11 protein-coding genes are annotated in these 12,032 nt (G+C 62.7%); 6 read left to right on the forward strand and 5 right to left on the reverse strand.

The features are described 5' to 3' along the window. The first annotated feature begins 20 nt into the window (after nucleotides 1-20). Complete coding sequence (locus ACYAS9_RS19745; RefSeq protein ID WP_463569936.1) at nucleotides 21-923, forward strand: DMT family transporter; 903 nt, start codon at nucleotides 21-23, stop codon at nucleotides 921-923. Between the two features lie 36 nt (nucleotides 924-959). On the opposite strand, the gene ACYAS9_RS19750 is transcribed toward ACYAS9_RS19745, so the two are convergent. After that, nucleotides 960-1,934, reverse strand: coding sequence for a 2-hydroxyacid dehydrogenase (locus ACYAS9_RS19750; RefSeq protein WP_463569937.1), 975 nt, complete (start codon nucleotides 1,932-1,934; stop codon nucleotides 960-962). Nucleotides 1,935-2,020: 86 nt separating this feature from the next. Further along, nucleotides 2,021-2,959, reverse strand: a complete 939-nt coding sequence (locus tag ACYAS9_RS19755) for a LysR family transcriptional regulator (RefSeq protein WP_463569938.1) — start codon at nucleotides 2,957-2,959, stop codon at nucleotides 2,021-2,023. A gap of 356 nt (nucleotides 2,960-3,315) precedes the next feature. On the opposite strand from ACYAS9_RS19755, the gene ACYAS9_RS19760 reads away from it, so the two are divergent. The 4 genes from ACYAS9_RS19760 to ACYAS9_RS19775 are packed head-to-tail and all read left to right on the forward strand — an operon-like array spanning nucleotide 3,316 to nucleotide 8,029. Continuing rightward, nucleotides 3,316-4,779 carry an efflux transporter outer membrane subunit gene (locus tag ACYAS9_RS19760; RefSeq protein WP_463569940.1) on the forward strand — a complete coding sequence of 488 codons (1,464 nt, stop codon included), beginning with the start codon at nucleotides 3,316-3,318 and terminating at the stop codon, nucleotides 4,777-4,779. Then, nucleotides 4,776-6,959, forward strand: coding sequence for an FUSC family protein (locus tag ACYAS9_RS19765; protein ID WP_463569941.1), 2,184 nt, complete (start codon nucleotides 4,776-4,778; stop codon nucleotides 6,957-6,959). The genes ACYAS9_RS19760 and ACYAS9_RS19765 overlap by 4 nt, the downstream gene beginning before the upstream one ends. Next, nucleotides 6,949-7,149, forward strand: coding sequence for a DUF1656 domain-containing protein (locus tag ACYAS9_RS19770; protein WP_459741887.1), 201 nt, complete (start codon nucleotides 6,949-6,951; stop codon nucleotides 7,147-7,149). Before ACYAS9_RS19765 ends, ACYAS9_RS19770 begins: the two co-directional genes overlap by 11 nt. Before the next feature lie 22 nt (nucleotides 7,150-7,171). Beyond that, nucleotides 7,172-8,029: an efflux RND transporter periplasmic adaptor subunit gene (locus ACYAS9_RS19775; protein ID WP_463569942.1), complete on the forward strand. Its 858-nt coding sequence runs from the start codon at nucleotides 7,172-7,174 to the stop codon at nucleotides 8,027-8,029. A gap of 400 nt (nucleotides 8,030-8,429) precedes the next feature. Here ACYAS9_RS19775 and ACYAS9_RS19780 read toward each other — a convergent pair whose 3' ends face one another. Together ACYAS9_RS19780 and ACYAS9_RS19785 are read right to left on the reverse strand one after the other, a co-directional pair. Continuing rightward, nucleotides 8,430-9,248 (reverse strand): SDR family oxidoreductase, encoded by an 819-nt coding sequence (locus ACYAS9_RS19780; protein WP_463569943.1) that lies wholly within the window; start codon nucleotides 9,246-9,248, stop codon nucleotides 8,430-8,432. 27 nt (nucleotides 9,249-9,275) lie between these two features. Next, nucleotides 9,276-9,740 (reverse strand): multidrug transporter, encoded by a 465-nt coding sequence (locus ACYAS9_RS19785; RefSeq protein WP_463569944.1) that lies wholly within the window; start codon nucleotides 9,738-9,740, stop codon nucleotides 9,276-9,278. A 248-nt stretch (nucleotides 9,741-9,988) separates the two neighbouring features. On the opposite strand from ACYAS9_RS19785, the gene ACYAS9_RS19790 reads away from it, so the two are divergent. Next, nucleotides 9,989-10,390 (forward strand): hypothetical protein, encoded by a 402-nt coding sequence (locus tag ACYAS9_RS19790; protein ID WP_463569946.1) that lies wholly within the window; start codon nucleotides 9,989-9,991, stop codon nucleotides 10,388-10,390. Between the two features lie 66 nt (nucleotides 10,391-10,456). Here the strand turns inward: ACYAS9_RS19790 and ACYAS9_RS19795 are convergent, their stop codons facing one another. Next, entirely contained in the window at nucleotides 10,457-11,908 is a 1,452-nt protein-coding gene (locus ACYAS9_RS19795) for a mannose-1-phosphate guanylyltransferase/mannose-6-phosphate isomerase (RefSeq protein WP_463569948.1), read from the reverse strand. Nucleotides 11,909-12,032: the final 124 nt, after the last annotated feature.

Genomic DNA, 12,032 nt, shown 5'->3' on the forward strand with positions numbered 1-12,032 from the left:
GGCTCATCAGGAGCCGCATCATGAACCTCTCGCTTTATTTGCTCACCGTCATCATCTGGGGCACCACCTGGATCGCTCTCAAACTGCAACTGGGCGAAGTCGCCATTCCGTTGTCGATCGCCTATCGCTTCGGCCTGGCGGCGCTGGTGCTGTTTGCCGTGCTGTTGCTCAGCAAACGCCTGCAGCCGATGAACCGCCGTGGTCAGCTCATCTGCATGGCGCAAGGGCTGTGCCTGTTCTGCCTGAACTTCATGTGCTTCTACACCGCCAGCCAGTGGATCCCCAGCGGCCTGATCGCCGTGGTGTTCTCCACCTCCACGCTGTGGAATGCGCTCAATGCCCGCGTGTTCTTCGGCCAGCGCATCGCCCGCAACGTACTGCTCGGCGCCGCCCTGGGCCTCAGCGGCCTGGCTTGTCTGTTCTGGCCGGAACTGGTCGGCCACACCGCCAGCCGCGAAACCCTGCTCGGCCTGGGCCTGGCCTTGATCGGTACGCTGTGCTTCTCGGCCGGCAACATGCTGTCGAGCCTGCAACAGAAAGCCGGCCTGCGCCCGCTGACCACCAACGCCTGGGGCATGCTTTACGGGGCACTGCTGATCAGCCTGTACTGCCTGATCAGCGGCGTGCCGCTGCATTTCGAATGGAACAGCCGCTATGTGGGCTCGCTGGTTTATCTGGTCATTCCGGGTTCGGTGATCGCCTTTACCGCCTACCTGACTCTGGTCGGGCGCATGGGGCCTGAGCGGGCGGCTTACTGCACCGTGCTGTTTCCGGTGGTGGCGCTGAATATCTCGGTGTTTGTCGAAGGCTATCAGTGGACGCTGCCAGCGCTGTTCGGGCTGGTGCTGGTGATGGTGGGTAACGTGCTGGTGTTCAGGAAACCGCGGGTGGTGCAGGTGACGGCGCAGGGCAAGCTGGCATGACGCGCCCTGATAGAGCGCGTCAGCCTGTAGCCTGAATCAGCCTTTCCACACCTGCGTATTCACCAGGTTCTGCGGGCGTTCACCCAGCAGGGCGCTGCGCAGGTTGGTGCAGGCCAGGTCCGCCATGGCCTGGCGGGTTTCGTGGGTGGCCGAGCCGATATGCGGCAGGGTCACGGCGTTGCTGAGCTGGAACAGCGGCGAGTCGGACAGCGGCTCTTTCTCGTAGACGTCCAGGCCGGCACCGCGAATGGTGCCGTTCTGCAGGGCTTCGATCAGCGCCGGTTCGTCGACGATCGGGCCACGGGCGATGTTGACCAGAATTGCGCCTGGCTTCATCAACGACAGTTCGCGACGGCCGATCAGGTGATGGGTCTTTTCGCTCAACGGCACGACCAGGCAGACGAAGTCAGCTTCGGCCAGCAGTTGATCCAGGCTGCGGAACTGTGCGCCCAGCTCTTGTTCCAGTTCGGTCTTGCGGCTGTTGCCGCTGTACAGGATCGGCATGTTGAAGCCCAGCCGGCCGCGACGGGCCACGGCGGCGCCGATGTTGCCCATGCCGACGATGCCCAGAGTCTTGCCGTACACATCGGTGCCGAAGTGCGGCGGCTCGATGCTGCGTTTCCAGTTGCCGGCCTTGGTGTAGGCGTCCAGCTCGGCGACGCGGCGGGCGCTGCTCATGATCAGCGAGAAGCCCAGGTCGGCGGTGCTTTCGGTCAGCACATCCGGGGTGTTGGTCAGCAGAATGCCGCGCTCGCTGAGGTAGTCGACGTCGTAGTTGTCGTAGCCGACCGAAATGCTTGAGACCACTTCCAGTTTTTCGGCCGTGGCCAGTTGCTCGCGACCCAGCTTGCGGCCTGCACCGATCAGTCCGTGCGCCTGGGGCAAGGCTTCGTCGAACTGCGCGTTGAGGTCGCCCTTTTTCGGATCGGGCACGATTACGTTGAAGTCCTGCGCCAGGCGTTCAGCCAGTTGCGGATTGACACGGCTGAAGGCGAGTACGGTTTTTTTCATTGTGCTGTCACTCTTGACCGGATGAATGAGTAGCACGCTAACATTTCATCCCTTTCTGGTCAGCCGTTTTCTTGTCGTACAACTGCCTAGCTGAGGGTGTGCACCTGCAAGTCGGCTTCGTCGGCGGCCAGAATATCCGGCAGCGTGCTGCGCAGGTATTCGACCCAGGTCTTGATCTTGGCATCCAGGTACTGGCGCGATGGATAGACCGCGTACAGGTTCAGCTCCTGAAAGCGGTAGCGCGGCAATACCCGCACCAGCGTGCCGTCGCGCAGGCCCTGGATGGCCGAGTAGATCGGCAGGATACCGACGCCCATGCCGCTGGCGATGGCGGTTTTCATCGCTTCGGCGGAATTGACCAGAAACGGCGAGTGATTGAGCGTGACCGTTTCCTGGCCATCGGGGCCGTTGAACTGCCACTTGTCGAGCGGGAACACCGGGCTGACCAGGCGCAGGCAGGCGTGCGTCAGCAACTCGGCTGGCTTGTGCGCCATGCCGCGCGCCTTGATGTAGGCGGGCGACGCACAGACGATGCTGTAAGTGATGCCCAGGCGCTGCGACACAAAGCCGGAGTCGGGCAGTTCGCTGGCCAGCACGATGGACACGTCGTAGCCGTCTTCAAGCAGGTCCGGCACTCGGTTGGTCAGGGTCAGGTCGAACGACACGTCCTGATGGTCGCTGCGGTAGCGGGCAATCGCATCGATCACGTAATGCTGGCCGACCCCCGGCATCGAATGCACCTTGAGCTGGCCTGCCGGGCGCGCATGGGCGTCGCTGGCCTCGGCTTCGGCCTCTTCGACATACGCCAGAATCTGCTCGCAGCGTTGCAGATAGCGCTTGCCGGCTTCGGTCAGTGCAATGCGTCGGGTGGTGCGATTGAGCAGGCGGGTTTGCAGGTGCGCCTCAAGATTGGAAACGGCCCGCGAGATATTGGCGGTGGTGGTGTCCAGTTGGGCGGCAGCCGCAGTAAAGCTGCCCGCTTGCGCCACGCAACTGAAGGCGCGCATGTTTTGCAGGGTGTCCATGGTGTATCTCTGGGAGGAACGTCTATCACAGTTGGCAAATTGTGACATGAAGTTACCGTGATCTGTCCATCCTCAATGTAATGATTATTTCAAAATCTGTAACAAAGAATCGCATTCGTTCCCGCTTATCGCCGCCACAGGCGCCGCCTAGAATCGCCGCACTTACAGGGTGCCTCTAAAAACGTAGGCGAGGCAGCCAGCGCAAGGCAAAAACAGGCGAGCAAGCGGAGTTGACGGCTTGTCAATGAGCATTTGACCGGGCTGGCGCTCCAGTCTGTTTTTAACGCAGCGATGGCAACGCAGGTAGTTTTTAGAGGTGCCCTAAGTCGTTTCATTCCTCTTGGGAATTTGCAGCAGTGCCGCGTCGCATCATCAGGGCTCTCAGCCTTCTGGCAGTATCCGCATTACTCAACGGCTGTATTTCAACCCAAGGCATCAAGCCGCAGACCGAGCACTTGCCCACCCTCGAGCTGGCCATCGAACTGGCCGGGCGCGACGCTGGCTGGCCGAATGCGCAGTGGTGGCGTGCCTATGGCGACCCGCAACTCGATGCCTGGGTCGAGCGCGCCGGGCGTGGCAGCCCAAGCCTGGCCGCCGCCGCAGCCCGGGTGCGTGAGGCGCAAGCGCTGGCCGGCGTGGTCGAGTCCCGCGAAGCCGTGCAGGTTGATGCCACCGCGCGCATTGCCCGGCGCAACTGGCCCAACGATGGTTTTTACGGCCCTGGCAGTCTGGCCGATACCCGCACCTGGGACAACAATGCAGGCCTGGCCCTGAGCCTGGATCTGGACCTGTGGGGCCGCGAACATAACGCCAGCGAACAGGCGCTGGACATCGCCCACCAACGCGCTGCCGAGCTGCGCCAGGCGCAACTGACCTTGCAGGACAACGTGGTGCGTGCCTACATCCAGCTGGCGTTGCAGCATGCGCGGCTGGGCATTGTCGAGTCGACGCTGGAGCAGCAAACACAGATTCTCGAACTGGCCCGTCGGCGTCTGGCCGCAGGCATCGGTACCCAGCTGGAAGTGAGCCAGGCCGAGGCGCCGTTGCCGGAAACCCATCGGCAGATCGACGACCTGCACGAAGCCATCACCCTGACCCGGCATCAACTGGCGGCGCTGGCAGGCCTTGCCCCGCAGCAGGGTGCGCAATTGCAGCGCCCGGCGCTGGCCTTGCATCAGCCGCTGCCGTTGCCTGCGGCCTTGCCCGCGCAACTGCTCGGCCAGCGCCCGGATGTGGTTGCCAGCCGCTGGCAGGTTGCGGCCCAGGCGCGCGGCATCGAGGTGGCGCACGCCGGTTTCTATCCCAATGTCGACCTGACCGCGAGCCTCGGCTACATGGCCACCGGCGGTGGCCTGCTGGAGTTTTTGAGCACACGCAAGCTGGCCTGGAACGTCGGGCCTGCCTTGAGCCTGCCGATTTTCGATGGCGGGCGTCTGCGTGCCGAACTGGGCCAGGCCAGCGCCGGCTACGACCTGGCCGTGGCGCACTACCAGCAGACGCTGGTCAGCGCGTTGCAAGGCATTGCCGATCAACTGGTACGCCGCGACTCGCTGGACCAGCAACAGACGCTGGCCGGCGAATCGGTGGCGGCGGCGCAGAAGAACTGCGACCTGGCGCGCCTGGCCTGGCAGCGCGGGCTGGTCGATTACCTCAATGTGTTGCAGGCGCAGACCCAATTGTGGCGTCAGCAGGACATTCAGCAACAGGTCGAAGCGGCGCGGCTGGGCGCTTATGCAGGCTTGGTGGTTGCCTTGGGCGGCGGCTTGCAGGCCGGCGCGGATTCACCGGCTGAACCTGCACTCAAGGCACCTCATCCATGAATCTTGCGCTACAACGTCTGGTCGCCTTGCCGTGGCGGCGTGAATTCGATGCCTGGTTGCGCAGCGATGGCGTGACCTGGGTGTACATCGCCAAGGTGTTGCTGGCGGCCTTTTTGACCTACTGGCTGGCGCTGCGCCTGGAATTGCCGCAGCCGCGCATCGCGGTGATTACCGTGGTGCTGGTCATGCAGCCGCAAAGCGGGCACGTGTTCGCCAAGAGCTTTTATCGCCTGCTCGGCACGTTGGCCGGCTCGACCATGATGGTGCTGCTGATGGCCCTGTTCGGTCAGGATTCGGTGCCGTTTCTGGGCTGCCTGGCCCTGTGGGTCGGCCTGTGTGCGGCCGGTGCGGCGCGCTTTCGCAACTTTCGCGCCTATGCCTTTGTGCTGGCCGGTTACACCGCCGCCTTGATCGGCCTGCCGGCGCTGGCGCACCCGGAAGGTGCGTTCATGGCCGCGGTGTGGCGGGTGCTGGAAATCTCGCTTGGCATTCTCTGCTCCACGCTGGTCAGCGCCGCGATCCTGCCGCAAAGCGCCAGCGCGGCGATGCGCAACACCCTGTTTCAGCGCTTTGGCCGCTATGCCCGCTTTGTGGTCGACGGCCTGCGCCAGGGCCATCCACAAGCTGACTTCGAGGCGGGCAACCTGCGTTTTGTCGCCGAAGCCATCGGCCTTGAAGGGCTGCGCAGCGTGACGCTGTTCGAAGACCCGTACATGCGTCGGCGCAACGGTCGGCTCAACCGCTTGAACAGTGAGTTCATGGCCATCACCACGCGCTTCAATGCGCTGCACCAGTTGCTGGAAAGGCTGCGCAGCCAGCCGCAGGGACGAGTGTTGGGCTATGTGACGCCGGGAATGACAGGCTTGGCTTCTGTGCTGGAGCATTGCACCGACCATGCCTTGAGCCTTGAAGATGCGGCGCGGCTGGTGCTGCGTCTTGAACACTGGAAGGCCGAACTGCCGCCGTTGGTGCGCCAGTTGCGCAAGGACCTTGAAGACAATCAGCCCAGCGAGGCCGAGCGCCTGGATTTTCACACCGCCTTCGAGCTGCTGTACCGCCTGGTCAGCGAACTGCACAACTACGCGCTGACCCATGCATCGCTGGCCGATCACAATCATGTGCGCGAACAGTGGGAAGAGCCCTTTGTCAGCCGCACCAACGGCATGGCCGCGCTGGGCGCCGGCGTGCGTGCAGCGCTGGTGGTCGGGCTGATGAGCGCCTTTTGGGTGCTGACCGCCTGGCCCAGCGGCGCAACGATGATTCTGGTCTCGGCAGTGACCGTGGCCTTGTCGTCGATGAATGCCAACCCGTGGCGCATGTCGTTGCAGATGGCATGCGGCACGCTGCTGGGCGCCGTGTTCGGCTTCGTCGAAACCTTTGCGATTTTTCCGCGCATCGACGGCTTTCCCTTGCTGTGTGTGGTGCTGGCACCGGTGCTGGTGTTCGGCACGTTTCTGTCCTCGCGTGCGCAGTGGGCCGGCTATGGGCTGGGCCTGATGCTGTTCTTTTGCATGGGCTCGCTGCCCGACAACCTGACCCGCTACGACCCTGCGCTGTTCATCAACGATTATCTGGCGATGATCGTCGGCATGCTGATCTGCGCAGCGGCCGGGGCAATCATCCTGCCGCCCAACAGCCGCTGGATGTGGCGCCACCTGCAAGATGATCTGCGTCGCCAGGTGGTGTTCGCCATCAGCGCGCCGCTGGCACGGTTGGGATCGAGTTTCGAGAGCCAGACCCGTGATGTGATGCACCAGGCCGACACCCTGGCCGCCGGCAAGCCTGAGGTGCAGCGCGAACTGCTGCGCTGGATGTTCGTGGTGCTGGAGATCGGCCACGCGATCATCGAACTGCGCCGCGAGCAGGCGCTGTTGCCGGTGCACCCCAGCTATGCAGCGCATCGTTCATGGCGCGTGTCGATCCGGGTCATGGGCCGCTCACTGATCCGCCTGTTCATCCAGCCCGACGCCCGCAATCTGGGCCGTAGCCTGGCCGCAGTGAATCGCGCCATCGGCCGGGTGCGCCAGACCGACGAGCCGTTCGCCTCGCACTTCGACACCTCGCCGCTGCGCCGGGTCGAGAGTTACCTGCACTTCATTCGCACCTGCCTGCTGGACCCGCAATCGCCGCTGGCCAGCCTGGCGCCCAGCACTTCTTCAGGAGCCGCGCATGCCGCGTGAAATCGCTGTGCAGGGTGTGTACATGCCGACCCTGAGCCTGGTGTTTCTGCTCGCGCTGGTGCTGGCCTGGGTTTTGGACCGCGTGCTGTCCGCGCTGGACCTGTACCGCCTGTTCTGGCACCCGGCGCTGCTGCGCCTGAGCCTGTTTGCCTGCCTGTTCGGCGCCCTGGCGCTGGCCCTTTATCGTTGATGCCCGGTTCGAGATCCTGCGGATGAAAAAGCTGTTCAGCCTGACTGCCACCTTGTTGATTGTGGCCCTTGCCATCGGCCTTGGGCACAGCGTGTGGGTGCATTACATGGACACACCGTGGACCCGCGACGGCCGGGTGCGCGCCGACATCATCAATGTCGCCAGCGATGTCTCGGGGCTGGTGGTCAACGTCGCGGTGCGCGATAACCAGCAAGTGAAACAGGGCGACCTGCTGTTGCAGATCGACCCCGAGCATTACCGGTTGGCGGTCAAGCAGGCCCGTGCCGAAGTGGCGGCGCGCAAGGCCGCGTGGGACATGCGCCTCAGCAATGCCAAACGCCGCGCCGACATGGACGCGCTGGTGATCTCGGCCGAAAACCGCGATGACGCCGGCCACCAGGCGCTGGCCGCCCAGGCCGAATACCAGCAAGCGCAGGCGCGGCTGGACAGCGCTGAACTGAACCTGGCACGTACCCAAGTGCGTGCCTCGGTGGACGGCTACGTGACCAACCTCAATGTGCATCGCGGCGACTACGCGCAGGCCGGCGAGGCGAAGATGGCGCTCATCGACATGAACTCGTTCTGGGTCTACGGTTTTTTCGAAGAAACCAAACTGCCACATGTGCGGGTCGGCGATGCCGCCGAGTTGCAGATGATGAGCGGCCAGATCCTGACCGGCCGTGTCGACAGCATCGCCCGCGGTATCTACGACCGCGAAAACCCCGAAAGCCGTGAACTGCTCGCTGACGTCAACCCGACCTTCAACTGGGTCCGCCTGGCCCAGCGCGTGCCGGTGCGCATTCACCTTGACCCGCTGCCGGAAGGCGTTTTGCTGGCGGCGGGGATGACCTGCACGGTGGTGGTGAAGCCCGGATTGTGACACCCGCTGTCGCGCAGTGAGCATGGGCCCTGTAGATACTCTGTTCACGGTCAACAATCGCGGGCAAGCGCGCTCCTACGCAAGCCTACTCTGGGACGTTTCGCAAAGCTCTCTGACACGATACCTGTAGGAGCCCGCTTGCCGGCGACCGGCTGCGTGAGCAGTCGTACACTTTCAGCGTTTAATAGATTTCTGTGAGCGCTTCGCACTCAATCGCGGGCAAGCGCGCTCCTACGCAAGCCTACTTAGGAACGTTTCGCAAAGTGCTTTGACCCGATACAAGGAGCGAGCTTGCTCGCGATTGGGCGCGAAGCGGCCATAAAAATTGATGAAACGCCACAATTTTACGACTGCTAACGCAGCCGGTCGCGGTGGTCCGGCATTCCGGCAGAGCGCGCTCCTACAGGCGTCCACCCAGCCCGAAGCGTTTCTTCAACGCAAACTCCAGCAATCCTTTCGGCAGCAGCCACGCCACCAGCGGCATCAGCCGTGAGCCATTGCCCAAACGCAAGAGGCGCGGTGGGCGAGGGCGCTGGAGGGCGGCGACTACGCCGCGAGCGAAGTCTTCGGCCGACGTCGGGTTGTCCTGTGACGCACGCGCACGGGCGCGGATGCCTTCGCGGATCGGCCACCACGGCGAACTTTCAGCCAGCAACTGCTCGGCTTCATGCGAGGCATGGCTGGCAAAGCGTGAGGCGATAGCGCCCGGCTGGACTTCCATCACCCGCACACCAAAGGGCGCCAGTTCCAGGCGCAGGGCTTCGCTCAGTGCGTGTACGGCGGCCTTAGAGGCGCAGTAGGCGCCGGCGAACGGGGTGACCAGCACGCCGGAGACGCTGCCGATATTCACCACCAGCCCGCGTTTGCGGCGCAGGGCCGGGAACAGCACGCGGGTAACGCCGACCACTGCGAACACATTGGTTTCGAATTGGCGCTGCATGGCCGCCACGCCGCCATCGAGCAGCGGCCCCATGGCGCCATAGCCGGCATTGTTGATCAGAATATCCAGCCCGAGCGGTTCAAGCCGTTGGCCCAGTTGTTCAAGGCCGGCGCTGTCGTTGACGTCCAGTTGCACGGCGGTGAAACCTGCGGCACTCAGCGCCGCGACATCTTCAGGCTTGCGGGCCGTGGCCCAGACATCGTGGCCGGCGGCGCGCAAGGCGTCGGCCAGCGCGCGGCCAATGCCGCTGGAGCAGCCAGTGATCAGAGTAACGGGCATCAATGATCCTTAATTGAAGAGGCGACCTTAATTGGAAAAGTTGCCTTGCAGGTGTTCGGCGCGAAACTCCAGGGTTTGTGCCCGATAGCCGCTGCGCAGCACCGGCAGCGGCAGGCATTCCTGCCAGGTGGCATCGGGTTGCAATTCATTGGGGCCACGGTAGCGGGCCGAGGTGTAGGTATTGTCGGCCAGATTCACCGTATCGCCCGGCACATACACCGCCACGCGCCAGCGTAAATCGAGCAGCGGCACCGGGTTGGTGTTGGTCAGGCTGACCTGCAGCGGCCGGTCGGCCGGGCAGCTTTGCGGGGCATACACCAGGCGCAGGTCGAGGCGTTCAAGCTGGCGGGTTTCGCGGTTGTCTTGCCAGATCACCAGCGTGGCGACGATACCCAGCGCCACGGCGGCCACCAGCGAGACCGGCAAGGCCTTGGCCGGATAGCGCAGCAACAGGATCAGCCAGGTGAGTATCAGTAATATGCCAATCAGCATGAATGGTGGGCTCCGGCGTGGCAGATGCGGGTCATCCTACAGAAAGCGCACCGCGCTTGGCCATGACCCAGCGACCATGCTTGCACTGCACACGAGCCTGTGATTAGAAGGCATGACTGGTGCAGGAAAGGCCAGGCGCGTTTGGTCGGCCATTGACATTTCTGTCAGTGGTCAAGGATTTTTCGACGGCCTATATTCAACGCGGACATGGAAGTGCTCGTCTAATTTATATGAACAGGGATTTCATAATGACAAACACTAATGAAGTATCGAGTAGCTACGATGTATGCATCACGTTAAAGGTCGCAAAGGCGAACGGTCTCTTATTGCCGACCACGCCCTATGTGGAAGAGGCTGGCGCAAATGACACGCTTAAAGTCGGCGAGCCGATCACTCTGGTGTTGCCCGCTTTTTCCGATATTGATTACACCGAGGTTTTATTTGTATTCCACACCGCCAATTTCAGCGCGGGCATTCACTCCGAATTCGTGCCGTTTATTCGTGGCCAGGAGACCCGGACGCTAGCGCAAGTGTGGCCCGACAAGCCTTTCAAGGCAGGAGATGTAGCGACCGCTCAAGTCCACCTGCGGCTACCGAATGTGGGCTGGATCGCATCGCCTGTGTCAGTGCCTTATACGTTCATTGACTGATAATCATGAGCCGCCCACCCTGCAAGTGCGCAGGGTGGGCGTCGGTTCAGCTTTTCTGGCCAGACCTCAACGCGCGATCGTTTGCGTTTTCACACCGGTCTCGATCGGGCCGGACCGCCCGTAGATGTCCTCGAAGCGCTCGATATCGTCTTCCCCCAGATAACTGCCCGACTGTACCTCGATGATTTCCAGCGGGATCTTGCCGGGGTTTTTCAGGCGGTGTACCGAGGCAATCGGAATATAGGTCGACTGGTTTTCGGTGAGCAGAAACACGTTCTCGTCGCACGTCACCTGCGCGGTGCCTGACACCACGATCCAGTGTTCAGCGCGGTGGTGGTGCATTTGCAGCGACAGGCTGGCACCCGGTTTGACCGAGATGCGCTTGACCTGGAAGCGTCCGCCCATGTCCACCGAGTCGTACGAGCCCCACGGCCGGTAGACTTCCAGATGGTTCTGGGTCTCGGTGCGGCCCTGGGTATTGAGGGTGTTGACCATCTGCTTGACGCCCTGGACCTTGTCCTTGTGCGCGATCAGCATGGCGTCCTTGGTTTCGACCACCACGATGTTGTCCAGGCCGATCACCGACACCAGTTTGCCGTTGCCGTGGATCATGCAGTTGCGGCTGTCTTGCAGCACCACATCGCCCTTGGTGACGTTGCCGTCGACGTCTTTGTCGTGCACCGCCCACAACGAGGCCCAGCAACCGACATCGCTCCAGCCGGCACTGAGCGGTACCACGCAGGCGCGCTGGGTTTTTTCCATCACCGCGTAGTCGATCGAGTCGTCCGGGCAGCAGGCGAAGGTGGCTTCATCGATGTCGATGGTGCCGTCTTCCTGCTGGCTGCGTTCCAGGGTCAGCACGCAGGTGTCGTAGATGTCCGGGTCGTGCTTTTTCAGCTCTTCCAGATACCGGCTGGCGCGGAACAGGAACATGCCGCTGTTCCAGAAATAACCGCCGTCCTTGACGAACTCGACGGCGCGTTTCTCGTCAGGTTTTTCAACGAAGCTCTGCACCCGGCGCACGCCTTCGGGCAGCAGCGAATCGGCGCCGGACTTGATATAGCCGTAGCCGGTTTCAGGCTTGGTCGCCGGCACGCCGAACAGCACCATTTCGCCACGCTCGGCGGCCACGGTGGCCAGGGCCAGGGCGCGTTGCAGGGCTTTCTGGTCGTCGATCACGTGATCGGCCGGCAGCACCAGCATCAGCTCGTCGTTGCCTTCGTTGACCAGCATCATCGCGGTCAGCGCCACGGCCGGTGCCGTGTTGCGCCCGAACGGCTCCATGATGATGGCCTGGGTTTGCAGCTTCAGCGCAGTCAACTGCTCGTTGACGATAAAACGATGGTCCTTGTTGCACACCACGATGGGCTCTTGCATGCCTTCGAATGCCAGGCGTTGCAGGGTTTGCTGGAACAAGGTGTGCTCGCCGGTCAGGGCCAGGAACTGCTTGGGAAATTGCTTGCGCGACAGTGGCCAGAGTCGAGAACCGCTACCGCCTGACAGGATTACCGGGATCATTTTATGTCTCCAATCGTTTTCAATAAGGGCCGTACGGGTTTGCTGACGAGTGTTGCGTCGTGTGTCGAGGCTGCGTCTTGTTGTCATGGATGCTGCTCCTCATCACCCGGCCGGATTCAGGCCG

Source organism: Pseudomonas sp. HP_08, from assembly GCF_055284095.1.

Bases quoted from the DNA above. Each gene is read 5' to 3' on its own strand.
- ACYAS9_RS19745 (WP_463569936.1), top strand. From the start codon at position 21: ATGAACCTCTCGCTTTATTTGCTCACCGTCATCATCTGGGGCACCACC.
- ACYAS9_RS19750 (WP_463569937.1), bottom strand. From the start codon at position 1,934: ATGAAAAAAACCGTACTCGCCTTCAGCCGTGTCAATCCGCAACTGGCT.
- ACYAS9_RS19755 (WP_463569938.1), bottom strand. From the start codon at position 2,959: ATGGACACCCTGCAAAACATGCGCGCCTTCAGTTGCGTGGCGCAAGCG.
- ACYAS9_RS19765 (WP_463569941.1), top strand. From the start codon at position 4,776: ATGAATCTTGCGCTACAACGTCTGGTCGCCTTGCCGTGGCGGCGTGAA.
- ACYAS9_RS19770 (WP_459741887.1), top strand. From the start codon at position 6,949: ATGCCGCGTGAAATCGCTGTGCAGGGTGTGTACATGCCGACCCTGAGC.
- ACYAS9_RS19775 (WP_463569942.1), top strand. From the start codon at position 7,172: ATGAAAAAGCTGTTCAGCCTGACTGCCACCTTGTTGATTGTGGCCCTT.
- ACYAS9_RS19780 (WP_463569943.1), bottom strand. From the start codon at position 9,248: ATGCCCGTTACTCTGATCACTGGCTGCTCCAGCGGCATTGGCCGCGCG.
- ACYAS9_RS19785 (WP_463569944.1), bottom strand. From the start codon at position 9,740: ATGCTGATTGGCATATTACTGATACTCACCTGGCTGATCCTGTTGCTG.
- ACYAS9_RS19790 (WP_463569946.1), top strand. From the start codon at position 9,989: ATGACAAACACTAATGAAGTATCGAGTAGCTACGATGTATGCATCACG.
- ACYAS9_RS19795 (WP_463569948.1), bottom strand. From the start codon at position 11,908: ATGATCCCGGTAATCCTGTCAGGCGGTAGCGGTTCTCGACTCTGGCCA.